Raw genomic sequence first — 24,183 nt, forward strand, 5'->3', positions numbered from 1 at the left:
GCCGTCCGCCTGCTCGCGACCCATTCGTGTGCGAGCCGGCCCCTGCCGGTGCGACAGTGGGGAGGACGGGTGGTCGAACCGGGCACTCGCGTCGACGTCGCCGGTGATTTCCGCGGGCAGTTGGTGGTCGGGGACCACAACATCACCGTCTACGCCGAGCAGTCGGTGGTCACTATCGTGCCTCCGGGCCAGCATCCGCGGCCGCTGCGGCGGACCAGCGCACGGCTGCTGCCGCGGCGGACGAACCCGCCGGTCGGCCGGGAGCGGGATTTGGCCGCGGTCCGCGCCGCGGTGACCGAGCACAGCTTGGTGCAGCTGCACGGGGTTCCCGGCGGGGGCAAGAGCACGTTGCTGCGCTACGCCGCCGGCGTGCTGGCCGAGGACCGTGCGGACGTGGTGTTCCTGCCTGCCCGCGGCCGGGACGTCGCGGATCTGGTGCAGGAGGTGTTCGAGGCTTGCTTCGAGGCACCCGGTTATCGCCCGTCCCGAGCGGAACTTCGCCGGCTGATGGCCGATGTGCCGTTGCTGATCCTGGTCGACGATCTCGACTGGTCCGCCGACGAGCGGGCCGTGCTCCTGGACGGAGCGCCCGAGGCCACCGTGGTGTGCACGGCCGTCGAGCGCAGCGTGTGGAACGAGGGCGCGGCGCTGCCCGTGTCCGGCCTGACCGAGGAATCCGCTCGCACGCTGCTGGCCACCGCGTTGGGGAGGCCGTTGCGGGACGAGGAACAGGCCATCGCGGCGGAATTGTGGCGGGTGAGTGACGGTCTTCCCTTGTTGCTGCTGCGTGCGGCGGGGGCGGCGGGAGCCGATGGCGAGGGGACGTTGCCTCGGGCGGCGGACATCGGCGAATTGCTGCCCCGGGTGCTGAGCGGCCTGAGCGGATCCGCGCGGGAAGCGCTCACGCTGCTGAACCTGCCCGGGAAGCCGGTGCTCTCTCCCGCGGTGCTGCCCTGGATGGTCGGTGATGCGGCCGCACTGCCCGCGGCATTGGCAGAATTGGCCGCGCACGGCCTGGTGCTGGAGGACGGCTTCGGTTACCAGCTGGCCTCCGGCGTCGCCGATGCGCTCGGCTCAGCTGTCTCGCCTGGCACTGCGGAACGTATGGCCGCCGGCCTGCTGTCCTGGATCGCTTCGCCGCAACCATCGCCGCAACTGGTGGCTGAGCACGCCGAATTGATCAGCGCGGTCGTCGACGCCACTGTGGCCGCCGGAGCGGCCGGTGCGGGCGCGCGGCTGGCCAAGGCGGCCGCGCCGTTCGCCGCGTGTTCGCTGCGGATGGGCGCGTGGCAACGCATCCTCGATCGCGGGAAGATCGCCGCCGAGCGCGCCGGGGACCGTTCGATCCTGGCGTATCTCACCCACGAGGACGGGATTCGCAGCCTGGTCACGGGCAAACGCGTGGCCGCGGCGGCCGCGATCGGGGCGGCGGTGGCGGTTTGGCACGAACTGGGGCAGGCCTCGCACGTCGCGCTGGCACACCAGATCCCGGCGATCATCGGCTCGGTCGCGCACGCAGGTGTGGGCGGTCAGGCTGCCGCGCATGCAGTCGCTCCAGCGGCGAAGACCGTTGCGGTCAGCGCGAAAGCCGCCGCGGGCGGGGCCAAAGGGACCGCGCTCGGGGTCAAGGCCGGTGTCGGGCTGAGCGCGAAACTCGCTGTCGCCGGGGTGGCGACAGTGGTCGTCGGCGGGGCGAGCTACCTGGGAGTGCAAGCCCTCCTGCCCGCCGCCCCGCCCCCGGCGGCGCAGGAACAGCCGGCGGCGGTGACCGCGCCACAGTTGACCGGTATCCAATTGAAGGACGCGTTGGCGCCGCAGTCCTCGTTCCCGGACGACATGGGGGTCGCGGAGGGCAGCGAGGTCACCAGCGGCGCGACCCTGAGCACGGCTCAGCCGCAGCACAACCTGGCCACGATGAGCTGCACCGACTGGTCGACGCTGCTGCTGAAAACCACATTCGTGCCCGGTTTCGGCGAATCGGCGTTCGCCGCGAACACCCATGCCACCGATCCGGACCGCCAGCAGTCCATTTATGTGGACCAGGCCATCTATCAATTCCCCTCGGCCACCGCCGCGTCGGCGTTCTTCACCGGGGTGCGCCGGGTGCTGTCCAGCTGCGGAAAACCGGACAGCCAAAGCGGGCCGCCGCTGAGCGATGCCGCCTTCGAAGGGCATTCGGGGTTCACCGTCGGCCTGACCCCGTTGCTGCGCACGGCCAACAGCTACGACCTGTACGGCACGACCGATCCGCATTACGTGCTCGACGACGACTACGTGTACGCGATGGCCCAGGGAATCGGCCGCAACAGTCTCGTCGGCACCCTCCACGGCCTCGATTACCTTGTCCCGCAAGGACTCTCCCGGATGATCAGCAATGTCACCGCGGCGAACCCGGCCGCGCGAACCGGCCCGGCGACCACCTCGCCCACCGGCACGGCACCGAGCGCCACGGACCCGGTGCCGACCGGGCCTGCCGCCGTGGTGCGGAACTACATCGACGCGATCAACGCCCGCCACTACCAGCAAGCGTGGGCGCTGGGCGGCGACAAACTGCACGAGACCTACAGCCAGTTCGTCGCCGGCTTCGCCCGCACCGACCACGACGAACTGACGATCGTGGCCACCCAGGGCGACGTCGTCACCATCAGCCTGACCGCCGTGCAGACCGATCACACCCGCCAGACCTACGCCGGCACCTACACCGTCAGCGGCGGCGCCATCACCGCCCACTCGATCCACCGCACCGGCTGATTCCCACGACCGCAGGAAGGCCAGACCCGATGACCGAACCGGGACAGGACCGGATCACCATCCACGTCGGAGGAGACCTCTCCGGCCAGATGGTCCTCGGCAACGACAACATCACCACCGGCGGCGACCACCACGCCGCGGGCTCGCCCGGCCAGTCCGATCTGGCCGCTGTCGCCGCGTTGCTCGAAGAGATCCGCGCGGCGCTGCCCGCCGACCTCGCCGGGGCAGGCGGCGCCCAGATCGACGACCTCGAAGAGGCGATCACCGCGGACCCGCCGGATCTGTCCACAATGGAGCGAGTGCGTAACTGGTTCTCCCAGCACATTCCCGCGCTCGCCAGCGCGATCGGGCGGACGGTGCTGCACCCGGTGGTGGTCCGGCTGGTCACCGCGGCCGGTGACACCCTGGTCGCCGATTTCCGCCGCCGCTTCGGCAGCTGAAACCCCGTTGCCGCAATACCTTGGGCGGATCCCGTGTTCACCGTCGCTCGCGAGCAAAACGGACTGGACGGCGCACGACGGTCCGAGGCATCCGTCGACCAAGTCCTGCGCAGCCCTCCGGGCAGCAGCGTCTGTCGCACAGGGTTTCAGCCAGCTCCCATGGCGGCGATGTGAAACGGCTTGTAGTGGGCGAGGGATCGCTCTTGCACGGGATATTGACTCTGTCCGTTCCCTCGCCGCATCAAGCAATTTCGCACCTGCCCACGGCACCCCCCGCGTCCGGAGCTCTCAACGGGACCCCGACCTCGGGATGCGGACACCGGCGGAGCGGAGCTTGCTCTCGACAAGCGCGAGGGCCTTCGCCGCGGCCGATCCCTGTTCTTCGCCGTGGTGGGCGATCAGCTCGTAGCGGGTCGCGGCTTCGGTGCGGGCTTGCAGGCCGGTCACGATCCTCAGGTGGGCGGGGTTGGCGAGATAGTGCTCGGCCATCTCGGTGGCGAGTTCGTCGATGCGGGGGTCGTCCGGTTCCCAGGCCGCGGCTTCGGCGCCGCGCTTGATCAAGGTGACGTAGCGGGGGTCGTCGAGGGCGTGTTCGAGGTCGGCGAGGTACTCGTCGAAGGCTTCGGGGGCGAGGGCTTTGGCCAGCACCCAGCCCTCCCTGGCAGCCGCCACCTCGGATGCGGGGAAGCCGAGGCCGGGCATCCGCTCCAGCAGCGCCGCGGCGCGGTCCGGCAGCAGGGCCCGGTCGCCGTCGGCGAGGCGGCCCAGCAGGTCGCGTCGCTCGGTCAGTTCCTCGATCTGTTCGGTGAGCTGCCGTTCGACGTCGGCGAGCGCGGTGGCCAGCGTGGCGGCGTCGGCGTCGAGCAGGGTTCCGATCTCGGCCAGCGGCACCCCGGCGGAGGCCAGGGTCCGGGCCTGGACCAGCCGCAACAGCTCGGCCGATCCGTACCGCCGGTACCCGGAGCTGTCGCGTTCGGGCTCCGCGACCAGGCCGAGTTTGTGGTAGTGCCGCACCGTCTTCACCGTGACGCCGACGAATGCCGCCGCCTGCCCGATGGTGACCCCGTTCTTCATCCGCTCAGCCTGCCCTGTCCTCCCGCGGCATGGTCCGGTTCCCGTCAGAACACTTGACGGAGAAGGCTTCGCTGCGCGCTCTGGAAGGCCGCCGCGATGGACATGCTGGCGTCGTCCACACAGTTCAGGGCGGCAGTCAGGGTCTTGCTTCCGTCGGGAGTGCTGTACATCAGCGCCGCGTGGCCGCCTTGGGCTCCGTTGTGGGAGATGACGGTGCCGCCGTCCTCCGTGGTCAGCACGAAGACTCCCAGGCCGTAGTCCATGTCCGGGATGCCCGTCGGATGCGGGGCGCACATCTCGGCCAGCAGCTCAGCCGGCAGGAGTTTGCCGCCCAGCAGTGCGGGGAGGAACGCGGCCAGGTCCTGGACGGTCGAGATCATGTCGCCGCCGGCGGACACCCAGGAGGGGTCCTGCCGAGTGATGTCGACGGTCTTCTGCGCGCCGCTGTCCTCGTGCCGGTAGTAGGCGTGCGCGTGCGGTTCGGGGATCTCCGGGTCGCTGGGCACCAGTGTGCCCGACAGCCCGAGCGGCTCCACGATCCGCAGCCGCGTCTCCTCGGCGGCCGATCGCCCGGTGACCTTCTCGACCAGCAGCCGGGCCAGCACGTAGTTGGTGTTGGAGTAGCTCCAGCCCGTCCCCGGCTCGAACCGCGCCGGGCCGGCCAGCGCCAGCTCGACCAGTTCCCGCGGCCGGTACGTCGTGAACCGGCGGTCCAGCCACTCCTCGCCCCGGGGGCCGTAGGGCACGGGAATCCCCAGCGCGAGGGTCCCGTCCTCGTTGACCTCGCCGGTGAAGTTGAACAGCCCGCTGGTGTGCCGCAACAGCATCCGCACCGTGATCCGCTCGTCCAGGCCGAACTCGGGCAGGTAGCTGAGCACCGGGGTGTCCAGCCCGATGCGGCCCTCGGCCACCAGCTGCAGCACCAGGGTCGCGGTGAACGTCTTGGTGTTGCTGCCGATCCGGACGTGCCCGCCGGCCGGCGGCTTCGCGCTTCCGCCCAGCTCGGCCGCTCCGGCGCTGCCGGTCCACACGCCGCGCTCGTCCTGTACCCGCAGCGACACCCCGACGAAGCCGGAATCGACGATCTCCTCGAGCGCCTGCCGCAGCTCCGGACGGTTCTGGTCGGAAAGGGTGCTCGTCATGGTGTTTCGCTCCTGCGGATCGGTACTGGCGGGTCGGCTTCGTGCCGCTGCGACGAGCCTCCACCCTGACCCGAGGTCAACCTCAACCATGACCTGGCTCACACCTCCTCTTGGCCGGGCCGACGCCGTCCAAGCGGCCAGCCGGGCGCAGTTCGGCTGATGGCCCGCGTGCCTGTCGGCGGGAGAACACGACCGCATCCCCGCCCGGCAGCTCCCGGTTTGCTGCCGGTTTGCGGGCTGGTCTGGGACGCGCCGCGGTCGCATGGTGGTCGGTGGCATTCCGGCAACCGATTCCCGCTCGCCCCGCGGAGTCCGCCGCAGTCCGCCGTGAACCGCGCGGCCGGGGCTTGCTCTCTCGGAAGGGATTCTCGCGATGACCCTTGTTGCGCGTGGCAGCCGTTCGCGCTGCTTGGCCGGGGACCACGGGGCCGCGCTGCGTACGCTGCGCGCGGCGGCCGAGAACTACGCCGCGCGGGGCTGGCCGGTGCTGCCGGGGCCGGTGTGCGACGGGCTGACGAGCTGGGATCCGGTCACTCTCGAGTTGCTCGGCGGCCGGGAGCCGGCGGTGTCCCCGTCCGGCGCCACTGTCGACCGCCGCGTTATTTCGGAATGGTGGTCGGTGCATCGGCAGGCGATTCTCGCGCCGGTCGGGCCGCGCTTCGACGTCCTGCGCACTCCGACCCACCTCGGCTGGCGCACGCTCGCGGCCTTCGACGGCGGCCGTCCGCTCGGTCCGATGGCGCTGTCGCCGCACGGGGCGTTCTTCTTCGTGGAGCCCGGCACCCGCGTGGACCGCGATCTGGCGCCCGGGGTCGAGATCCTTTCGACGGGAGACCTCGTCGTCCTTCCGCCGAGCAGGGTTGTCTCAGGGGTCGTGTGGTGGCGCATCTCCCCGTTGGATCGCGACGCGCTCGGCGACGGCGCCGGGATTCTGGGCAAGCTTGCCGAACTTTCCCGCGAATCCGGGTAGTTCATCCCCCTGGAAGAAACGCGACCGCCCGTGCCGGAGGGGAGGCGCACCAACCCCTCCGGCACGGGCGCGACGATCAGACCCCGGAGGTCTGCTGGATCCAGTCCCGCCCCGCGGCCACGCTGCCGTAGGTCGTCACGCTGGAGCGGTCGCTCGTCGAGCACACGCCGACCTGCACTCCGTCGTCCACCATCGGGCCGCCCGAGTCCCCGCCGGCCACCGCGCCGTTCGGCGTGCTCGCGGTGATCGCGGGTCCGCCGGAGTTGTCGCTGTCCTGCGTGTTGGAGATCGTGACCACGGCCTGCTTCAGCACGCTCGACTGGTGGTGGCCCTCGTCGGTGCTCTGCGTCGCGCCCCAGCCGTACACGGTGGCGCTGTCGCCCTCCTGCGCGTCGCTGGAGCTGCTGGCGAGACGGGCGAACGTGCTGCCGCCGTCGGTGTCCAGTTTGATCAGCGCCAAGTCGCCGCCGGAGTAGACGTAGGTGGAGGAGGCTTTGGCGTGCACGCCGCCGCTGGCGCTGTTGGAACCGATGTACAGGTCGATGTCCTTGAGGCGCTGGCCGTTGTTGTCGTACATGCAGTGTTTCGCGGTCAGCACCCAGCGGCTGCCGATGAGCGTGCTGGTGCAGAAGAATGTGTACCCGTTGGCGTGGCCGTTGAACCGCGTGAGGTAGCCGGGGTTCTGCGCGGTGCTGCCGCCGATGATCGACGGCTGGGCGTCGGGCGTGGCGGGGCTCGCGGACGCGGGGGTCACCGCGACCGCGCCGAGCACCGCGCAGGAACCGGTCAGCACGGCGAGGGCACGGGTGAGTGCGCGCATGTCGCTCCTTGGGGAAGGCGTTTCCGATAGGGACGCTCCCGAACGTAAGCAGCGCGGCCGGACAGCGGAATCCGCCGAAACGCCCGTGGCGGGCAAGCGGCGGCGACGCGACTTTCGACGGGTTGCCAACCGGTGAAACAGTGCCGACAATCCGTCTCAGTCCGTTTTTCCAGGAGGGGCGAAATGCGGTTGTTCGCCCCTGCTCCGGCGCGGGAGCGGCTGGCCAAGGCGCTGGCCGAGGGCCCGTTCGAGCGCGCCCTCTCGCTGGCGATCGAGCGCAGCGGCCTCGGCCTGGCACGGCTGCGCGAACGGCTCGCGGCGTCCGGCGTGCCCGTCAGCACGACCACGCTCAGCTCGTGGCGCACCGGCCGCAGCCGTCCGGAACGGCCGGAATCGTTGCGGGCGCTGGCCTTGCTGGAACCCGTGCTGGACGTGCCGCCGGGTTCGCTGCGCGCGCTGCTGGACCGTCCGCGCACCGGCACCCCGGCCCCGCGCGCGGCGCGGTGGGACCGGCTGTGGGAAAACCGCAGCCTGCTTCCGATGGTGCTGAACTCGTTTGAGGACTCGTCGCCGGAATCGGTCAGCGTGCACGAGACGCTGCGTGTCGACGCCAAAGGCCGGCTGCGCAGTCTCCACGTGCGGGAAGTGCTGCGCGCGCTGGACGAACCGGCGTTCGTGCGAATCGTGGCGCTGCGGGGATTCACTCTCGGACAGTCGCCGCAGCTGGTGTCGGCGCGGTATTGCCGTCCGGGGATCGTGCAGGCGACGCCGGAGCAGGCGTTCTCGGTGACGGAGCTGGTGCTGGACCATCCGCTGGCCCCGGGCGAGACGGCGATCGTGGAGTACCGGTTCGCGTTCCGGGACGAGGAGCCGGACTCGCGCTACGACCGGCGGTTCCGGCTGCCGATCGCGGAACACCTCCTGGAGGTGCGTTTCGATCCGGCGGCGCTGCCCGCGGAATGCGTGTCGTACCGCCAGGATTCCCCTGCGGGGCCGGAGCTGGAGACCGCGGAGGCGCGGGTGCGGTCCGGTGTGCCCGTCCACGTGATCCGGACCGGGCAGGGGCCCGGAATCCACGGGATGCGGTGGCGGTGGTGATCCGGTGACCGTCCGCGATCCCGCCGCGATCCACTGAGGACACCGGTGCCGGGTTCTCCGCTGACTGGCGGGGCGGCGCTGCGCTGTTCGGCCCGATTTCGATTTTCCTGACGAGTAGCCAGTTCTGGCCGGGTCGGCCCGGGCAGCCGACTCCACATGTTTGATCGGACTGGCGAAAGTGGACTCGGCGACGGCCGGGGGCGGCATGGCTGAGGAACGCCGGTCGCCCGCCGGTCTGCTGCGTGACGCGCGTTCGGTGTTCGAGGAACTGACCGAAAAGGACATCGAGTCCGTGTCGGCGTTCACCAAGGACGGCGACGGATGGAAGCTGCTGGTGGAAGTGCTTGAGCTGGAACGGGTTCCGGACACCACCAGCCTGATGGCCACGTACTGCGTCCGGGTCGACGCGCGGGGCGGCTTCCTCGGCTACGAGCAGGTGCGGCGGTACGCGCGCGGCCAGACCGACGCGTGAGGAAGGAAAGGGGATTTCATGACCATGGCGACCGGACGGTCGGGCTCGGGCAGTCAGCTGCAGCGCGGGCCGGGAACCGGGAACCTCTACGACATTCTCGAGCTGATCCTGGACAAGGGTCTGGTGATCGACGCGTTCGTCAGGGTTTCGCTGGTAGGCATCGAATTGCTCACGGTGGACGCGCGGGTCGTGGTGGCCAGTGTGGACACTTACCTGCGGTTCGCCGAGGCCTGCAACCGGCTTGACCTCACCCGCGCTTCGAGCGCGACGACGCTGCCCGACCTGCTGGGCGAGGTGACCGAGAAAGGCGCCAAAGGAAAGTCCAAAGGCGCGCTGACCGGTGCGGTCGAGACCTTTGCCGAGCAGTTCCAGAAGTCCAGCGACAAGGACGGTGAAGAGGCCGAGGAGCGGCCTCGCGGCCGCAGTCGGCGCAGCAGTGCGAGGTTGAGCGAATGAGCACTTACCTGTACGGAATCACGTTCGCTGATCATCCGGCCGAGGTGGGCAGTCTGCGCGGCGTCGGACCGGTGCCGGCGCCCGCGCGGGTGCTGCCTGCCGGAGGCGAGCTCAGCGCGGTAGTCGGCGATGTCGAAGGCGAACTGCGGGCGAAACGCCGGGATCTTCTTGCCCACCAAGAGATCCTGCAGGCGTTGTGCGACGGCGGGCCGACGTTGCCGATGCGTTTCGGGGTCGTCGCCGACGACGACACCGCTGTGGCGCAGGAGATCGCGGCCAAATCCGAGGTGTATACGGCCGTGCTGCACCGCGTTCGCGGGCACGTGGAGATGAACGTCAAGGTCACGCACCGGGAAGAGGTCGTCCTCGGCCAGATTCTCGCCGGCGACGAGGAGATCCGGAATCTGGCCGCGAGCCTGCGGGAGGACGCCGGACGCCGGACGCGGGGAAGCGGACCAGGTCCGGTTCGGCGAACTGGCCGCCGGGCGGCTGGAGGAACGCGAGGCCGAGGACGCCGACGCGGTTCTCGGATATCTGCTTCCGCTGGCGTCCGAGCACGCTCCGGGGCCGCAGGTCGCCGGATGCTTTTTCAACTGCTCGTTCCTGGTGCCCCAGGAGAAAACGGCCGAATTCCAGGACGCGGTGCGGAAGCTGACGACTCTCGTCGAAGAAGTCGCGGAGGTACGGGTGCAGGGACCGTTGCCGCCCTACAGTTTCACCGAGGATAACTAGTGGGTCTGCTCGGCGAGCTTCTCCTGCTTCCGCTGGCGCCGGTGCGGGGCGTCGCCTGGGTGGCGGAACGGGTCGTCGACGCCGCCGAGCGGGAACAAATCGCGCAATTGCGGAGAGAGCTGGTCTCCCTGGAAAAGGAGCCGATGGCCGGCGGCCTCAGCGAGGAGGAGTTCGACCGCAGGGAAGACGAAATACTCGAACTGCTCGAAGAATTCGACCGGGGGGTTGCCGGATGAACGGAGCGAAGAGATGACACCGGGAATGAAGGTCGCGGCCGCCCTGGTCGGCGGATACGTGCTCGGGAGAAGGAAAAAAGCCAAGCTGGCCATCACCATGGGCGCGTGGCTCGTCGGGAGGAAACTGAATCTCGACCCGAAGAAGCTGCTGTCGGACATCGCGCACGAGCTGGCCTCGTCGCCCGAACTGGCCGGGGTGCGGGATCAGGTGCGGGACGAGGTAGTGGGAGCGGGCAAGACGCTGGCCGCGGACATCCTGGCGCATCAGGCGGGGCGGCTCGCCGGTTCGCTGCAGGGGCACACCGAGAACCTGCGCGACAAAGCCGCCGGTCTTCCCCTCGGCGGCAGCAGCCAGGACGAAGACGCGGAAGACTCGCATGATCGAGAGCCGGAGGACGGCGACGACAGCGAGGACGGCGGTGCGGAAGAAAGCAATGCCCGGCCGCGCAAACGTCCGGCGAAACCGCGCAGTACGGCTCAAGGGGAACGCAAGCCCGCGCGCAAGACGTCCGGCAGCTCGGCTAGTTCGTCGTCGCGCAAACGGGCTTCTTCCAGCAGCCGGACGCAGAAGCGTTCGGGCGCTTCGGGGGTGAACCGTGGCTGAATCCCGTTCTGGCAGCGACGAAATCGGACCCTTGGCGAAGCTCCGGGAACTGGCCTCGCGCAATCCCGCGACCGAGCAACTGCTCCACGCCGGCGAGGAATACGCGCAGGCGAAGGTGGAACAGGTGATGTCCTCCGCGGGCACCAAACTGGGCGAGGCGTCCCGGAAGCTGGCCGACGCGGGCGGAAGCGGCTCGCTTAAGGGCTTGTTCAGTGCGAGCGAGAAAATCGCCCAAGGGAAAACCCCGGTCAAATCGATAGTCGAGGCCGGCGGCAAAGCATTGAAGAACTCCGTGTCGGGTCTCTTCGGCAAACGCGGGGGAGGCTCCGGCGGCAAGAAGGTCATCAACATCATCGAGGACATCGACGTCGGCGTGCCGGTCCGCGAGGCGTATGACCAGTGGACGGAGTTCCAGAAGTTCAGCAGCTTCACCAAGGGCGTCGTCAGCGCCGAGCAGACCGGCGACATCACTTCGCAGTGGCGGTTCAAGATCTTCTGGTCGAACCGGTCGATGAAGGCCACGGTCACCGAGCAGGTTCCCGACGAACGCATCGTGTGGAGCACCGAAGGGGCCAAGGGCACGATCAAAGGCGCGGTGACTTTCCACGAACTCGCCCCGAACCTGACAAAGGTCCTGCTGGTCATCGAGTACTACCCGTCCGGCCTGTTCGAGAAGACCGGCAACATCTGGCGCGCGCAGGGCCGCCGGGCGCGGCTGGACCTCAAGCACTTCCGCCGGTTCATCACGATGGCCGGGCAGGCTTCAGGTGACGGCTGGCGCGGCGAGATCCGCGACGGCGAGGTCGTGCGCACGCCCGAGCAGGTGCACGAGGACGAGCACGGCTCGCCCGAGGACGAACCGCGCGAGGAGGAGGACACCGGCGAGGAGCCCGAGGACGAGGAGTTCGCCGGCGAGGAACCCGACGACGTCGAGGAAGACGAAGATCCGGACGACGCCGAGGAAGACGACGCCGAAGCCGAGGACGAACGGCCCCGCGGCCGCCGGGCAGTTTCGGCGCGGTGACGAGGAGGCAGCAGATGAGCGAGCCCAGCCTGCCGACCGGGAGACCGCTCGGCGTGTCCCGCCAGCCGGGTTCCGGCGGCGGCGCGAACCTCGCCGACATCCTGGAACGGGTGCTGGACAAGGGAATCGTGATCGCCGGGGACCTCCAGGTCAACCTGCTCGACATCGAGCTGCTGACCATCAAGATCCGGTTGCTGGTCGCGTCGGTCGACCGGGCCGGGGAAATGGGCATCGACTGGTGGGAGCACGATCCGTCGCTGACGTCGGGCTCGCGGCGGAACGATCTGCTGGAGGAGAACGAACGACTGCGCGCGCAACTCGAACTCGCGCGGGGAGAGCGAGCGGAACAGTGAGCTGGTATTGCTACGCGGTCGCCGAATTCTCGCCGGGAAATCCGGTCGAGGGCCTGACCGGGCTCCGCGACCGCCCGGTTTCCGCGATTTCCGGGGCTGGGCTGACCGCGCTGGTCAGCCCGGTCCCGGACGAGGAGTTCGACGAGGCCGCCCTGCAGGCCAATCTGGAACACCTTCCGCGGCTGGAAGAAATCGCCCGCGCGCACAACGCCCGTGGTGGACGAGGCGAGCCGTCGCACCGGAGTGCTGCCGCTGCGGATGGCGACGATCTATCGGGACGCGGATCGGGTGCGCGAAATGCTCGCGGAGCATTCCGTGCAATTTACCGCAGCGTTGCGTCGGGTCCGGGATCATGCCGAATGGGGCGTCAAAGTCTTCGTCTCGCTCCGCGATTCTGTCGAGGACGAGGCACCCGCCGACGGTCGTTCCTATTTGCGGCAACGACTTCGCCAGCGCAAGGCGCGGGATGCCCGTACTGACGAGGCGGTCGATGCCGCCGAGCGGATCGAGCGAGAACTCGCGCGGCTGTCCGCGGAAATCCATCGGCACCGCAACCGGGATCCCGCCCTGACCGGCCGCGAGGACAGCAACATCCTCAACCTGGCGTGTCTGGTGCCCGACACCGGCCGTGAACGATTCCTGGCCCGCATCGAGGAACTGCGGCAATCGGAGGCGGCCGGAATCGAGGCCACCGGCCCGTGGGCCCCGTACTCCTTCGCGGGGCTCTCGTGAGCGCCGCGGTGGAGCGGAACCGATCGGCTCGCGCTGGTCGATCTGCTGGACCGGTTGCTGGCCGGCGGTGTAGTGCTCAGCGGCGACTTGGTGCTGTCGGTCGCCGAGGTCGACCTGGTGCATATTTCCTTGCGCGCACTGATCACCTCGGTCCGCGAAGACCGCCCGGCGCCGTGGTGAAAGGAGCGACGATGGACGAGGCTGAGGAACTCCTCGGAGCAGCGCTCCGCGACGCGCCCGCTCGCCTCGAGACCGATGCCGATTCGGTGGAACGCGACCTGATGAAACTGGTCCTGACCATCATCGAACTGCTCCGGCAGCTGATGGAACGCCAGGCCCTGCGACGCGTCGAGGAAGGCGGGCTGACCGAGGACCAGGAGGAGCGGCTCGGCCTGACCCTGATGCTGCTCGAACGACGGCTGACCGAACTTCGCGACCAGTACGGTCTTTCGGCGGCGGATCTGAACCTCGACCTGGGTCCGTTGGGGACGTTGTTGTGAGAAAGGCGTATCTCCGCGGTGTCTAGCGCGCCCCGAGAAACGCCCTCCCCAACGGCGTAAGCGAATGATGCACCCCCGCCCCCTCCCGAGTCGTCGTAATCAACCCAGCCGTTCGCAAAGTCCTCGTATGCTGGCTAACCGCCGCCGGCGAAACCCCCAACCGCGCGGCCAGCGCAGTCGTAGACGCCTCCGCCGCCAATTCGCACAGCAACCGCGCCCGCGTGCGGCCCACGAGCCCGGCCAGCTGATCCTCCCGAGTGCCCACCGGTTCAGGCGGCACCAGCCCCACCGCCGGGCAGACCAGCATCGGCTGTTGCGCGGCATCGATGAACGTCACCGGCCCGCCCCAGCAAAAATGGGCAGGCACCAAAACCAGACCCCGGCCCTCCAGGGCCACCGTGCGATCGCGCGGGTAGTCCGCCTCCAAAACCGGATTGCGCCACCGGATCGACGGGTGCAGATTCCCCAGCAGCGCCTCGACCCCGCCGCTCAGCACATGCTCCGCATACCGGCCGCGGTCAGTCCCGACCCGGCGGTCCAGGACCGATCGCGCGGGATCGAGGACCAGGTCGCTGTACTCGCGCAGGGCATGCACGACATCGCGGGTGCTGCCGTCGGCGTAGACCGTGCGGGCCCAGCGCGGTACGCGGCGGTGCCGGGCGAACGTGCGGACGATGTCCTCGCGCAGGGCGGCTTTCGGCTGGGACAGGATGGTTTCGAAGTGGGCTCCGACGTCCGTTTCGTCCAGCGCGGGCGTCAGGAAGTCCGGGAAGTTCCCGGCCGGGACCAGCTCCGCGGCGGCTTTCAGGCAGCGCCAGCGGGCGGGGGAGCGCCGGGCGCCGGTCAGGACCGCCGCTCGCCAGCCGCGGTACTCCAGGGGCAGGTGAGGGTCCTGGAGACTGTTGATGCTCAGGATCAGCTCCCACGTCGGGTGCACGCCGCCGGCGACTCGCACCCGGCACAGGTCTTCGGCGGTGAAAATCATCCGCAGCATAGAAACCACCCCTGGTCCGCGCCTCCCCAGCGCGGCTCTGCGTCCAGGATGCGGCCCGGGACCGCGGTCTGGGAAGGGGCCTCCGACGACCGGCGCGGATCCGTCGGCGGGCGGGGCCGCGACTTCGGCCGGGCTTAACGGCGACGGCTTCCCAGACCGCGGGCGGATCAAGCCTTGCTGCGGATCACGTCGATCAGGCTGGTCCAGCTGTCCCGTCCGCGCCCGGCGGCGACGGCGCGGTCGTAGTGCTCCTTGACCGCCGCGGGCAGTGACACGTCGATGCCCGCGTCCCGGCTCGCGGCGAGGATGTGGTCGGCCGTCGCGCCCATCATCTGGGCGTTCGCCTGGTCGCCGGGGTGGGTGCCGCTGTCGACGTTCTTCGCGGCCTCGTCCAGGAACGTCTGCACGAGCGTCAGCAGTTCGGTCGCGTACGGCACCAGCGTCGCCGCGGGCACCCCGGCCGTCCCGACGAGCGCGACGGAGTGCATGAACGCCGAGAGCGTGGTGAGGAACAGGTCCAGCAGCGACTGGTAGTACAGCTGCGCCAGGCCCGGGTCCGCGCCCCGGTAGTCCGGCCGTCCGATGACGCGCAGGGCGGGCTCGATCCGGTCGAACGTCGGCTGCGCGCCGCTGTAGAACACGAACGAGCCCTCGGTGCCGACGACCGTCGCGGGCACCATGATCCCGCCGGCGATCATCTCCGCGCCGCGCGCGGCCAGCCATTCCGCGGCCACCCGGGTCCGCTCCGGCGTGTCCGAGCTGAGGTTCACCACGATCTTGCCCCGCAGCGCGTCCTCGGTCGGCGCGAGAATGTCGTACATCGCCTGATAATCGGTGAGGCTGAGGAGCACCAGTTCATTCGCGGCCAGCGCTTCGGTGACGGTCGCCGCGCGCTTCGCGCCTTCGGCCACCACCCCGTCGGCCCGGCTCGCGGTGCGGTTCCACACCGTCACTTCGCGGCCCGCCGCCAGGTAGGCCCGCACCATGGCCTGGCCCATCGGGCCGAGGCCGAGCAACGTCACATTCACGGGTTTCTCCTTATTTCTTCAGCAGTTCGATGACGCTCGTGAGGTTTTCCGCGCCGTGGCCGTCGGCGGCCCGGCGCAGGAGCAGCTGGTGCAGCGGCGCGAGCAGTTCGGAGCTGACGCCCTGGTCGGCGGCCGCGGCGGGCAGGTTGTCGAACGCGGCGGCCTGCATCCCGAGGTTCGACACGACGCCCTGGGTGTAGTCGCCGCTGTCGATCTCCTCGGCGGCGCGTTCGGCGAAGGTGCCCATCGCGGTCAGCCATCCGCTCAGCAGCGGCGCGAACTCGACCGCCGAGAGCCCTTCGCTGCGGATCAGCGCGTAGGCCTGCAAGATGCCGACGAACTGGCCATACATCCCCGACAGCAGCGCGAGGTCGTGCAACGCGGCGAGCCCCGGGTCCTCGCCGACGTAGTTGCTGCCGCCGAACGCGTCGAACGCCGCGCGGTGCGTGTCGAACAGATCCTTGGGCCCGCTGTAGAACACGAACGCGCCCGGCTGCCCGATCATCGGCGGAACCGCCATGATGCCGCCGTCGAGGAACGTCCCGCCCCGCTCTGACACCCATTCGGCCAGCTCACGCGCCTGTCGAGGGGTGCCGTTGGCCAGGTTCACCACCGCCCGGCCCGTCAGCGAAGCCGTGCCGAGCACCTCGCGCACCGACGCGTCGTCCAGCAGGCAGACGATCACCAGCTCGCTCGCCGCGACCGCTTCAGCGGCCGACTCCGCCGCCACCGCACCCCGTGCCACCAGCGGTTTCGTCTTGTCCGCCGAGCGGTTCCAGACCGTCACCGGCCGTCCCGTTCCCAGCAGCGCGCCGGCCAGCGCGCTGCCCATCGCACCGAGCCCCAGCACGGTCGCCGAGGTCGCATTCCCGGACATGTCGTCCCTCCAGTTCGTTGATCTGCCGACCACGGTGCCGAGGCGCGCGCACGGTTCGCTGGGGGTCCGCGCACGGGTGCGGTTACGGTGGATCTGTGCGATTCGGCATCCTGGGGCCCTTGGCCGTGAGCAGCGACGACGGCCGGCCGGTCCGGGTGCCCGAGGCCAAGGTCCGGACCCTGCTCGCGGTCCTTCTCGTGCACGAGGGCCGCCCGGTGCCGGCGGACCGGCTGGCGGACGACCTGTGGGGCGACCAGCTGCCCGGCAACCCGGTCAACACTCTGCAGACGAAGGTCTCGCAGCTGCGCCGTGCCCTCGAAGGCGCCGAACCGGGGCAGGGCGGCGCGCTCGTGTTTCAGGCACCCGGTTACATCCTGCGGATCGAGCCGGAGGCGCTCGACGTCGGACGGTTCCGGGCATTGGCCGCGGAGGCGGACACGTCGGCGGACCCGCGGTCGAAGGCCACGCTGCTCACCGAAGCGCTGGCGTTGTGGCGGGGCCCGGCGCTCGCCGAGTTCGCCGACGAACCCTTCGCGCGGCCGGTGATCCAGCGGCTGGAAGAGAATCGTCTTGTCGCGACAGAAAACCTCGCCGACGCCCGGCTCGCGCTGGGCGAACCTGCCGCGCTCACCGCGGAACTCGCCGATCTCGTCCGGCAGCATCCGTTGCGGGAACGACTGCGTGCGCTCCAAGTGCGCGCACTCTATGCGGCGGGGCGGCAGAGCGAAGCGCTGGCCTCGTACGACGACCTGCGCCGCCGCCTCGCCGACGAGCTAGGCCTCGACCCCGGCCCCGAACTCACCGCGCTCCACCGGTCGATCCTGGCCCAGGACCCGGCGCTGACCGCCGTCGTCCCGCAGCTTCCGGTGCCGCTCACCGAACTGGTCGGGCGGACCGCCGCGGTGCGCGCGGTCAGCACGCTCGTCGGCGAATCCCGGCTGGTGACGCTCACCGGGCCCGGCGGCGTCGGCAAAACCCGGCTCGCGCTGGAGACCGCGCACCGGCTCGGCGGGGACTTCGCCGCGGGCGCGTGGCTCGTGGAGCTGACCGGCATGGACCGGCACGAATGCGCGTTGAGCCAGTGCCCGCCGATCGAGTGGGTCGTGGAGGCGATCGCCGCGACAATGGGAATCCGGGACGCGGCGGCGCCCGCACCGGCGGATCCGGCGCGGCGGCTGGCCGAATCGTTGCGCGGCAAGGAAACCCTGGTCGTCCTGGACAACTGCGAGCAGCTGATCGAACCGGTCGCCGCGACCGCCGCGCACCTGCTGGCGGCCGCGCCCGGGCTGCGGATTCTCGCCACCAGCCGGGAACCGCTCGGGCTCGCCGGGGAAACGCAATTCCCGGTGCCGCCGCTGGACCACGACAGCGCCGCGCGATTGTTCACCGCACGGGCCGCCGACACCGGATCCACTGTGGACAGTGCTGATGCGGCCGCGGTCGCGGAGATCTGCCGGAAACTGGACGGATTGCCGCTGGCGCTCGAACTCGCCGCGACTCGCGTGCGCGCGCTGGGCGTGCCGGAGTTGCTGCGCCGTCTGGACGATCGCTTCCGGCTGCTGGACACCAATCGCCGCGGCGTGCCCGCCCGGCAGCAGACTCTGCGTGCGATGATCGACTGGAGCTGGGAACTCCTGAGCACGTCGGAACGCCTTGTGCTGCAACGCTTGTCAGTGCACACGGAGGATTGCGCGCTCGACGCGGCCGAAGCGGTTTGTGCGGGTGACGGCGTCGAAGAAGGCGAGGTGCTGGGTCTGCTGGCGAAGCTCGTCGACCGCTCGCTGGTCGTGCCCGCGAACACCGGCGTGCCGCGGTACCGGCTGCTCGAATCGGTGGCGGTTTACGGGCTGGAGCGGTTGCGCGAAGCCGGTGAAGTCGAAAAGACGCGGCGTCGGCATGCGGAGTATTACGTCCGGCTCGCCGGTGCCGCGGACGCCGGTCTCCGTGGCCGCGATCAACGTCGCTGGCTGCAACGGCTCGACGCGGACTTGCCGAATCTCCGTGCCGCAGCGGAGAATCTGGCCGGTTGGGGAAGCGCCGACGATGCGTTGCGGCTGGCGAACCGGCTGTCCTGGTACCGGTTCCTGCGCGGCCGGATGGCCGAGGCGATGCGCTCCCTGCACGCCGCGCTCGGCTTGCCCGGCGGCGATCTCGGACTGCGTGCGGAAGCACAGGCGACGCTCACCGCGCTCGGCGTCCTGGCCGGCGACCGGCCCGACTGGCGTCCGGTGGCCGAACAGCCGATGAGCGGCCGGGCCAAGTGGTTCATCGGCTACGCACTGTCCACAGTGGCCGACCTGCCCGGTGCCGAACCGCTGACCCTGGACGCTCTTGCCGTCTTCGAAGCCGAAGGCGACCGGTGGGGGATCGCCGCCGCCAGTGGCGATCGCGCTAGCCAAGTGTTGTCGAGAGGCGATATCGCCGGAGCGCGGCGTTACGCCGATCGCTGCGCGGAACTGTTCGCCGAAATCGGCGACAAATGGGGCCAGCTGCAGGCAATTTTCGCGCAGGGCACGCTCGGCACGCTTTCCGGGGATTACGCTCGATCCGAGGCCGGGTACACCGAAGGATTGCGGATCGCCGAGGAACTGGGCTTGTGGCCGGAAGCGTCGTACCAGCTCTCGTGGCTGGGACGGGTTGCGTTGCTGCGCAAGGAATACCCCGCGGCCAGGGAGCTGCATCACCGAGCGCGAGACCTCGCCGCGGAGCACGGCTTCACGCCGGGGGAGATGTATGCGTTGACCGGGCTCGCTCTCGGCGCCCGGCGCGAGGGCGACCTCGATCTCGCCGAGGAGCATTTGCGGACGCTGCTCGCGTGGAACCGGCAGGTCGATTTCGAGCCGGGAAACACGCTGATCCTCGCGGAACTCGGTTTCGTCGCCGAATTGCGCGACGATCCGGAGACTGCGTTGCTGCGGCAACGAGAAGGTTATGAGATCGCGCGCCGGACGAGGGATCCGCGGGCGATCGCGTTGGCGTTGGAAGGTTTGGCGGGCGCGCACGCGCTGGCCGGTGCGGCTCGCGACGCCGCGCGGTTGCTGGGCGCGGCTGCGGCTTCGAGGGCTGGTGTCGGCGCTCCGCTGCCAGCAGCGGAGCGGGAGGACGTGGACCGGATCACCGCCCGCGCGAGTGACATTCTCGGTGCGGAGGAGTTCGCGGCTGAGTTCCGCGCGGGCGGCGAGACGGGTGCCTCAGAAGACGGGCCGCTGATTCCCGTACCCGGTGGCCTGCTCGAAAGCGTGCGCGGCGCGCAACAGTCCTAGCTCGCCCCGCAGCGGTGCGATGATCTGCAGCCCCACCGGACGTCCGTCGCCGGTGAACCCCGCGGGCACCGACAGCGCCGGGCAGCCGGTCGCCGAGATCGAGTACGCCGAGCGCATCCACTCCAGGTAGTCGTGCATCGGTTGCCCGGCAACGGTTTCCGGATACTCCCACTCCACCGGGAACGGCGGCACCTGGCTCACCGGCGCGAGCAGCAGGTCGTATTGGGTGAAGAACTCCCGCATCCCGGTGATGAGCCGCAGCTGCCGCGTCTGCGCGTGCGCGATGTCGGCGCCGGAAAGCGTCGCGCCGAACGCGATGTTGTCCGCGAGTGTCTGCTTCATCTTGCCGGGATGTTCTTCGAGCAGACCGCTGAACCCGGCGTGGAAAAGCCATCCGCGCAAGGTGCGGAACACCTCGTCGGCGGCGGCGAGGTCCGGGCAGGCCGGTTCGACGCGGCAGCCGAGATCGGCGAACACCTGCACCGCCGGTTCGAGCACCGCGCTGACCGCCGGGTCGACCGGCAGACCGCCCAGATCCGGCGACCACGCCACGCGCAGACCGGAGAGGTCGGCGTCGAGCGGCCCGGCGAAGGGCGCGGCAGGCTGGTCGAGCGCGATCGGGTTGCGCTCGTCGTGCCCGGCGATCACGGAGAGGAGCAGCGCGACGTCCGCGACCGTCCGGCCCATCGGCCCCTGCACGCCCAGCGCTTCCCATGGCAGCGTCGCCGGCCAGGTCGGCACGCGTCCGGGCGACGGACGCAGGCCGACGACATTGCAGAACGACGCCGGATTGCGCAGTGAACCGCCCATGTCACTGCCCTCGGCGAGCGGCTGCAGGCCCGCGGCCAGCGCCGCCGCCGCGCCGCCACTGCTGCCGCCAGCGGACAGATCCCGCCGGTACGGGTTGCGCGTAGCCCCGAAGACCGGGTTCATCGTGTGCGAACCGGCACCGAACTCCGGCGCGTTCGTCTTGCCGAGCGTGATCGCGCCCGCGTTTCGGATCCGTTCGACGACGAGCGTGTCGCTGTCCGGCACATGGTCGGCGAAAATGGGGGAGCCGTAGGTGGTGCGGACCCCGGCGACGTCGTGGGTGTCCTTGTGCGCCACCGGAATCCCGTGCAGCGGACCGACCTCCTCGCCGTGCGCGAGGCGTTCGTCGGCGGCCGCGGCTTCGCTCAGCGCGCGCTCGGCGGTGAGCGTGACGATGGCGTTGATCTGGGGGTTGACCTGCTCGATCCGGTCGAGATGGGCGCGCAGCACCTCACGCGCGGACAGCTCGCGGGTGCGCAGCCGCCGGGCCAGTTCGCGGGCGGACAGGTAACAGATCTCCTCGGCGCTCACTGGCTTCCTTCCTGACCACGGTGTCCGTTCGCGACGTCAGCTTCGCGCGTCGTGCCGGGGCCGGACAAGAGCTGCTCGACAAATGACGAAATCAGCCACAGTATTGGCTGATGACCGCACGGTTGGACCCCCTCGACCGCCGGATCGCCGGCGCGCTGCAGGTCGACGGCCGCGCGTCCTGGCGACGGATCGCCGAGGTGCTGGACGCGCCGGAGCGCACGGTGGCCCGGCGCGGGACGCACCTGCTGCGCACCGGCGTCGTGACGGTTGTCGCCGTTTCGCCGCACGGCGTGCCGCTGCTGGTCCGCGGCCGCTGCCGGCCCGGGCTCGGCCGTCCCGCGGGCACCGCGCTCGCAGGACGGCCGGAGACGAGCTTCTGCTACCTGATCACCGGGCCGGGAGAACTGGTCGCCGAGGTCTTCTGCGACCGCAACCGGCTGCCGACCTTCATGTTCGACGAGATGGCGGCAATCCCCGGCCTGCACGATCTGACGGCCGATACCGTCACCCGCTACTACCGCACCATCCACGAATGGCAGCCCGGCCTGCTGAGCCCGGCCGAGTCAGCGGCGATCTCCTCGCTGCCGCAGCCGACCCCGCAGCCCCGGCAGCCCGACGGCGTCTCCTTCAGCGGCGACGAACGCTCCCTCGTGCGAGCGCTGCGCGAGGACGGCAGGCGGACCCACGAGGAACTCGCCCGCGCCGCCGGGATCTCGGAATCGACCGTCCGCCGCCGGCTGGAAGCGTTGCGGCGGGAGGAAAAGGTGTTCATCCGGGCGGTGGTGGAGCCTGCCGTGCTCGGGCTGCCCGTCGAGGCACTGCTGTGGATCCGGTGCCGCCCGCACGACGTCGACGACCTCGGCCGGGCGTTGCTGGGCTCGCCGTACGTGCGGTACGCGGCGGCGATGACGGGCGAGTATCAGCTGCTGGCTGACGTGACCTTGCCCGACATCGCCGCGTTGCACGAGTTCGTCGGCAGCTCCGGATGGTCCCGGCAGGCGGATTCGGTGCATACCGGGGTGGTGCTGAAGGCGTTGAAGCGCAGCAGCGTCCTGACCCCCGAGCTGCGCCCCTGACGGTTACCCTCGCTCCTCCAACCCGTTCAGCACCGACGGCAACGCGCCCCGGTGCAGCACGCCGAGCCGTTGCGTCGCACGCGTGAGCGCCACGTACAGCTCGGCCGCGCCGCGCGGACCGTCCGCGAGAATCCGGTCCGGGTCCACGAGAAGCACGGCGTCGTACTCCAGCCCCTTCGTGTCCGACGCCTGCACCGCACCCGGCACATCAGGCGGCCCGATCACGACACTGGTCCCTTCCCGGCCCGCCTCGTCGCGGACGAATTCCTCGACCGCGGCAGGCAGCTCGTCGTCAGTGACTTTCCGAGACCACGGCCGGACTCCGCACGCGCGAACCGATTCCGGCGGCTCGACCCCCGGCGCGAACTCGGCCAGCACCGTGCCCGCGATGGCCATGATTTCCGCCGGGGTGCGGTAGTTGACGGTCAGGGATCGGTAGACCCAGCGGCCCGGGACGTACGGATCCAGCATCGTGCCCCAGTCCGTCGCCCCGGCCGCCGAGCGACGCTGCGCCAGGTCGCCGACCACAGTGAACGACCGGCTCGGACAGCGCCGCATCAGCACCCGCCAGTCCATTTCGGACAGTTCCTGCGCCTCGTCGACCACGACGTGCCGGTAGGTCCAGTCCCGGTCCGCGGCGGCGCGTTCGGCGAGGTCGCGGGTGTCGTACTCGACGAACCGCTCGGCCAGATCGGTGTCGTAGAGCAGGTGCTCCGCCGACAGGCCGATGTCCTCGTCCATCTCCTCGCGGTCGAGCCGCATGATGTCCAGCACGCCGGCCGCGTACTCGGCCTCCGCCTCGCGTTCGGCCTTGTCCTCCTTCTGTTTCGCGCGGTCCGGCGCCTTGCCCAGGAGGTCGATCAGCTCGTCCAGGAGCGGGACGTCCGACACCGTCCAGGCGTCGCCCTGCTCGCGCAGCAGCGCCGGGCTGGCACCGGCCGCGGCGAGCCGGGCGGGGGAGGAATACAGCGTGGCCAGCAGGCTTTCCGGGGTCAGGATCGGCCAGAGGCGGTCGATGGCCTTGACGAACGCCTTGTCGGCGAGGAGTTCCTTGACGAGCGTGGAACGGAGGTCCTCCCATTCCTCCTTGTCGTCGCGAGTGAGCCAACCGCGCCCGATGCGGGCCATGGCGCGTTCCGTGAGCACGTACGTGACGATCTCGACGAACACCGCCCGCGCCTCGTTGTGCGGCCGTCCGCTCTGCCGCGCCTCGTCGCGGGCCCACTCGGCGGTCGCCGCGTCGATCCGGACCGTGGTGTCGCGGAGCTCGATCAGGATGGGTTCGCCGGGCAGCTCCTGCCGGTCCGCGACCGCCGCGCCGAGGACGTCGAGCATCCGCAGAGATCCCTTGAACCGCGCGATTTCCGGCTCGTCCTCGGCGTGCGCGCGCAGCCCCGGGAGCAGCCCGCCCGGGGTGGTGAACACCACGTCGGACTCGCCGAGCGACGGCAGCACCCGGCCGATGTGGTTCAGGAACGACGGATTCGGCCCGAGGACGAGGACGCCGTGGCGCTCCATCCGCTCGCGCTGCGTGTAGAGCAGATACGCGACGCGGTGGAGCGCCACGACGGTTTTCCCGGTTCCCGGTCCTCCCTCGATGACCAGGACGCCGGGATGGTCGAGCCGGATGATGCGGTCCTGCTCGGCCTGGATCGTCGCGACGATGTCCCGCATCCCCTCGCCGCGGGGCGCGTTGACCGCGGCGAGCAGCGCGGCGTCGGCGTCGTTCTCCTCGTCGCTGCCCGGACGGCCGAAAACCTCGTCGGTGAAGGACGTGACGTGCCGCCCGTGCGTGTGGAACTGCCGCCTTCGCCGCATGTCCTCCGGGGTGGCGGCGGTAGCGGTGTAAAACGCGCTCGACGCCGGGGCGCGCCAGTCGAGAAGGACAGGTTTGTACTCGTCGTCCTGGTCGAAAAGCCCGATCCGGCCGATGTAGGAATGGTCGCCTTCGAGCGTGTCGAGCCGCCCGAAACACAACCCGGAGTCGGCGACCGACAGCCGCCGCGTTTCGCGAGTGAGCGCACGCACCTCGACGTCGCGCTCGCCCGGAGTCTCGTCGTTTCGCTTGAGGGCAGCGGCATAGCGCTCGCCGGCCCGCCGGCGCTCGTCGTCGAGCCGCCGGTACAGACCGGCGACGTAGTCCTGTTCGGACCGCAGTTCTTCTTCGTACCCCTGAGTTGACACGTGCCCCTCGCTGCTG

Annotated in this window: 23 protein-coding genes and 2 pseudogenes; 17 read left to right on the top strand and 8 right to left on the bottom strand. The window is 70.1% G+C overall.

Translation table 11 applies throughout. The annotated features are described in order from the left end of the window. The first annotated feature begins 69 nt into the window (after positions 1 to 69). Together ACZ7SW_RS39130 and ACZ7SW_RS39135 are read left to right on the top strand one after the other, a co-directional pair. A complete protein-coding gene (locus tag ACZ7SW_RS39130) occupies positions 70 to 2,751 on the top strand; it encodes an ATP-binding protein (protein ID WP_470235413.1) in 2,682 nt (893 codons plus the stop codon). Positions 2,752 to 2,780: 29 nt separating this feature from the next. Next, positions 2,781 to 3,191, top strand: a complete 411-nt coding sequence (locus ACZ7SW_RS39135; RefSeq protein ID WP_470235414.1) for a hypothetical protein — start codon at positions 2,781 to 2,783, stop codon at positions 3,189 to 3,191. Between the two features lie 288 nt (positions 3,192 to 3,479). On the opposite strand, the gene ACZ7SW_RS39140 is transcribed toward ACZ7SW_RS39135, so the two are convergent. Both ACZ7SW_RS39140 and ACZ7SW_RS39145 read right to left on the bottom strand, forming a co-directional pair. After that, positions 3,480 to 4,265 (bottom strand): MerR family transcriptional regulator, encoded by a 786-nt coding sequence (locus tag ACZ7SW_RS39140; RefSeq protein ID WP_470235415.1) that lies wholly within the window; start codon positions 4,263 to 4,265, stop codon positions 3,480 to 3,482. A gap of 44 nt (positions 4,266 to 4,309) precedes the next feature. Further along, positions 4,310 to 5,407 (bottom strand): serine hydrolase domain-containing protein, encoded by a 1,098-nt coding sequence (locus tag ACZ7SW_RS39145; RefSeq protein WP_470235416.1) that lies wholly within the window; start codon positions 5,405 to 5,407, stop codon positions 4,310 to 4,312. A gap of 373 nt (positions 5,408 to 5,780) precedes the next feature. Here ACZ7SW_RS39145 and ACZ7SW_RS39150 point away from each other — a divergent pair, with 373 nt between their 5' ends. Next, a complete protein-coding gene (locus ACZ7SW_RS39150) occupies positions 5,781 to 6,377 on the top strand; it encodes a bifunctional DNA primase/polymerase (protein WP_470235417.1) in 597 nt (198 codons plus the stop codon). A gap of 76 nt (positions 6,378 to 6,453) precedes the next feature. Here the strand turns inward: ACZ7SW_RS39150 and ACZ7SW_RS39155 are convergent, their stop codons facing one another. Next, positions 6,454 to 7,197, bottom strand: a complete 744-nt coding sequence (locus ACZ7SW_RS39155) for a S1 family peptidase (RefSeq protein WP_470235418.1) — start codon at positions 7,195 to 7,197, stop codon at positions 6,454 to 6,456. Between the two features lie 183 nt (positions 7,198 to 7,380). Here ACZ7SW_RS39155 and ACZ7SW_RS39160 point away from each other — a divergent pair, with 183 nt between their 5' ends. The 12 genes and pseudogenes from ACZ7SW_RS39160 to ACZ7SW_RS39215 all read left to right on the top strand — a co-directional run bounded on the left by ACZ7SW_RS39160 (position 7,381) and on the right by ACZ7SW_RS39215 (position 13,404). Then, the gene (locus ACZ7SW_RS39160; protein WP_470235419.1) at positions 7,381 to 8,295 is read left to right on the top strand and encodes a hypothetical protein; all 915 of its coding nucleotides are present in this window, start codon (positions 7,381 to 7,383) and stop codon (positions 8,293 to 8,295) included. A 205-nt stretch (positions 8,296 to 8,500) separates the two neighbouring features. Beyond that, on the top strand, positions 8,501 to 8,767 hold the full coding sequence (locus tag ACZ7SW_RS39165; RefSeq protein WP_470235420.1) for a gas vesicle protein GvpO: 267 nt from the start codon (positions 8,501 to 8,503) through the stop codon (positions 8,765 to 8,767). An 18-nt stretch (positions 8,768 to 8,785) separates the two neighbouring features. Beyond that, positions 8,786 to 9,223 carry a gas vesicle structural protein GvpA gene (locus ACZ7SW_RS39170; protein ID WP_470235421.1) on the top strand — a complete coding sequence of 146 codons (438 nt, stop codon included), beginning with the start codon at positions 8,786 to 8,788 and terminating at the stop codon, positions 9,221 to 9,223. Then, a pseudogene (locus tag ACZ7SW_RS39175) lies at positions 9,220 to 9,955 on the top strand (GvpL/GvpF family gas vesicle protein). Before ACZ7SW_RS39170 ends, ACZ7SW_RS39175 begins: the two are co-directional and overlap by 4 nt. Then, entirely contained in the window at positions 9,955 to 10,191 is a 237-nt protein-coding gene (locus ACZ7SW_RS39180) for a gas vesicle protein GvpG (RefSeq protein ID WP_470235422.1), read from the top strand. Before ACZ7SW_RS39175 ends, ACZ7SW_RS39180 begins: the two are co-directional and overlap by 1 nt. Positions 10,192 to 10,204: 13 nt before the next feature. Continuing rightward, positions 10,205 to 10,795, top strand: a complete 591-nt coding sequence (locus ACZ7SW_RS39185) for a hypothetical protein (RefSeq protein WP_470235423.1) — start codon at positions 10,205 to 10,207, stop codon at positions 10,793 to 10,795. After that, the gene (locus ACZ7SW_RS39190) at positions 10,788 to 11,819 is read left to right on the top strand and encodes an SRPBCC family protein (protein WP_470235424.1); all 1,032 of its coding nucleotides are present in this window, start codon (positions 10,788 to 10,790) and stop codon (positions 11,817 to 11,819) included. The genes ACZ7SW_RS39185 and ACZ7SW_RS39190 overlap by 8 nt, the downstream gene beginning before the upstream one ends. A 14-nt stretch (positions 11,820 to 11,833) precedes the next feature. Then, the gene (locus ACZ7SW_RS39195) at positions 11,834 to 12,172 is read left to right on the top strand and encodes a gas vesicle protein (RefSeq protein ID WP_470235425.1); all 339 of its coding nucleotides are present in this window, start codon (positions 11,834 to 11,836) and stop codon (positions 12,170 to 12,172) included. Continuing rightward, a pseudogene (locus ACZ7SW_RS39200) lies at positions 12,169 to 12,369 on the top strand (GvpL/GvpF family gas vesicle protein); the annotation flags it as partial. The gene ACZ7SW_RS39195 and the pseudogene ACZ7SW_RS39200, both read left to right, overlap by 4 nt. 19 nt (positions 12,370 to 12,388) lie before the next feature. Then, positions 12,389 to 12,904, top strand: a complete 516-nt coding sequence (locus ACZ7SW_RS39205; protein ID WP_470235426.1) for a GvpL/GvpF family gas vesicle protein — start codon at positions 12,389 to 12,391, stop codon at positions 12,902 to 12,904. A gap of 33 nt (positions 12,905 to 12,937) precedes the next feature. Then, positions 12,938 to 13,084 (top strand): gas vesicle protein, encoded by a 147-nt coding sequence (locus ACZ7SW_RS39210; RefSeq protein WP_470235464.1) that lies wholly within the window; start codon positions 12,938 to 12,940, stop codon positions 13,082 to 13,084. 11 nt (positions 13,085 to 13,095) lie between these two features. Beyond that, positions 13,096 to 13,404, top strand: a complete 309-nt coding sequence (locus ACZ7SW_RS39215; RefSeq protein ID WP_470235427.1) for a gas vesicle protein K — start codon at positions 13,096 to 13,098, stop codon at positions 13,402 to 13,404. A gap of 22 nt (positions 13,405 to 13,426) precedes the next feature. Here ACZ7SW_RS39215 and ACZ7SW_RS39220 read toward each other — a convergent pair whose 3' ends face one another. The 3 genes from ACZ7SW_RS39220 to ACZ7SW_RS39230 all read right to left on the bottom strand — a co-directional run bounded on the left by ACZ7SW_RS39220 (position 13,427) and on the right by ACZ7SW_RS39230 (position 16,303). Further along, complete coding sequence (locus ACZ7SW_RS39220) at positions 13,427 to 14,398, bottom strand: ArsR/SmtB family transcription factor (protein WP_470235428.1); 972 nt, start codon at positions 14,396 to 14,398, stop codon at positions 13,427 to 13,429. Positions 14,399 to 14,565: 167 nt separating this feature from the next. Then, entirely contained in the window at positions 14,566 to 15,426 is an 861-nt protein-coding gene (locus ACZ7SW_RS39225; protein ID WP_470235429.1) for an NAD(P)-dependent oxidoreductase, read from the bottom strand. 10 nt (positions 15,427 to 15,436) lie between these two features. Continuing rightward, positions 15,437 to 16,303: an NAD(P)-dependent oxidoreductase gene (locus tag ACZ7SW_RS39230; RefSeq protein WP_470235430.1), complete on the bottom strand. Its 867-nt coding sequence runs from the start codon at positions 16,301 to 16,303 to the stop codon at positions 15,437 to 15,439. 95 nt (positions 16,304 to 16,398) lie between these two features. Here ACZ7SW_RS39230 and ACZ7SW_RS39235 point away from each other — a divergent pair, with 95 nt between their 5' ends. Next, entirely contained in the window at positions 16,399 to 19,566 is a 3,168-nt protein-coding gene (locus ACZ7SW_RS39235; protein ID WP_470235431.1) for an AfsR/SARP family transcriptional regulator, read from the top strand. Here ACZ7SW_RS39235 and ACZ7SW_RS39240 read toward each other — a convergent pair. After that, a complete protein-coding gene (locus ACZ7SW_RS39240; RefSeq protein ID WP_470235432.1) occupies positions 19,495 to 20,907 on the bottom strand; it encodes an amidase in 1,413 nt (470 codons plus the stop codon). The genes ACZ7SW_RS39235 and ACZ7SW_RS39240 overlap by 72 nt on opposite strands. 110 nt (positions 20,908 to 21,017) lie before the next feature. Here ACZ7SW_RS39240 and ACZ7SW_RS39245 point away from each other — a divergent pair, with 110 nt between their 5' ends. Then, the gene (locus ACZ7SW_RS39245) at positions 21,018 to 21,983 is read left to right on the top strand and encodes an Lrp/AsnC family transcriptional regulator (protein WP_470235433.1); all 966 of its coding nucleotides are present in this window, start codon (positions 21,018 to 21,020) and stop codon (positions 21,981 to 21,983) included. Positions 21,984 to 21,986: 3 nt separating this feature from the next. Here ACZ7SW_RS39245 and helR read toward each other — a convergent pair whose 3' ends face one another. After that, complete coding sequence (gene helR / locus ACZ7SW_RS39250; RefSeq protein WP_470235434.1) at positions 21,987 to 24,167, bottom strand: RNA polymerase recycling motor ATPase HelR; 2,181 nt, start codon at positions 24,165 to 24,167, stop codon at positions 21,987 to 21,989. Positions 24,168 to 24,183: the final 16 nt, after the last annotated feature.

Source organism: Amycolatopsis sp. NPDC114484, assembly GCF_055633755.1.

What these genes read in the sequence shown, in the direction of transcription:
- ACZ7SW_RS39185 (WP_470235423.1), top strand. Translation starts at nt 10,205, where the DNA reads ATGACACCGGGAATGAAGGTCGCGGCCGCCCTGGTCGGCGGATACGTG.
- ACZ7SW_RS39165 (WP_470235420.1), top strand. Translation starts at nt 8,501, where the DNA reads ATGGCTGAGGAACGCCGGTCGCCCGCCGGTCTGCTGCGTGACGCGCGT.
- ACZ7SW_RS39245 (WP_470235433.1), top strand. Translation starts at nt 21,018, where the DNA reads ATGACCGCACGGTTGGACCCCCTCGACCGCCGGATCGCCGGCGCGCTG.
- ACZ7SW_RS39215 (WP_470235427.1), top strand. Translation starts at nt 13,096, where the DNA reads ATGGACGAGGCTGAGGAACTCCTCGGAGCAGCGCTCCGCGACGCGCCC.
- ACZ7SW_RS39220 (WP_470235428.1), bottom strand. Translation starts at nt 14,398, where the DNA reads ATGCTGCGGATGATTTTCACCGCCGAAGACCTGTGCCGGGTGCGAGTC.
- ACZ7SW_RS39160 (WP_470235419.1), top strand. Translation starts at nt 7,381, where the DNA reads ATGCGGTTGTTCGCCCCTGCTCCGGCGCGGGAGCGGCTGGCCAAGGCG.
- ACZ7SW_RS39195 (WP_470235425.1), top strand. Translation starts at nt 11,834, where the DNA reads ATGAGCGAGCCCAGCCTGCCGACCGGGAGACCGCTCGGCGTGTCCCGC.
- ACZ7SW_RS39135 (WP_470235414.1), top strand. Translation starts at nt 2,781, where the DNA reads ATGACCGAACCGGGACAGGACCGGATCACCATCCACGTCGGAGGAGAC.
- ACZ7SW_RS39155 (WP_470235418.1), bottom strand. Translation starts at nt 7,197, where the DNA reads ATGCGCGCACTCACCCGTGCCCTCGCCGTGCTGACCGGTTCCTGCGCG.
- ACZ7SW_RS39230 (WP_470235430.1), bottom strand. Translation starts at nt 16,303, where the DNA reads ATGTCCGGGAATGCGACCTCGGCGACCGTGCTGGGGCTCGGTGCGATG.
- ACZ7SW_RS39170 (WP_470235421.1), top strand. Translation starts at nt 8,786, where the DNA reads ATGACCATGGCGACCGGACGGTCGGGCTCGGGCAGTCAGCTGCAGCGC.
- ACZ7SW_RS39150 (WP_470235417.1), top strand. Translation starts at nt 5,781, where the DNA reads ATGACCCTTGTTGCGCGTGGCAGCCGTTCGCGCTGCTTGGCCGGGGAC.
- ACZ7SW_RS39145 (WP_470235416.1), bottom strand. Translation starts at nt 5,407, where the DNA reads ATGACGAGCACCCTTTCCGACCAGAACCGTCCGGAGCTGCGGCAGGCG.
- ACZ7SW_RS39140 (WP_470235415.1), bottom strand. Translation starts at nt 4,265, where the DNA reads ATGAAGAACGGGGTCACCATCGGGCAGGCGGCGGCATTCGTCGGCGTC.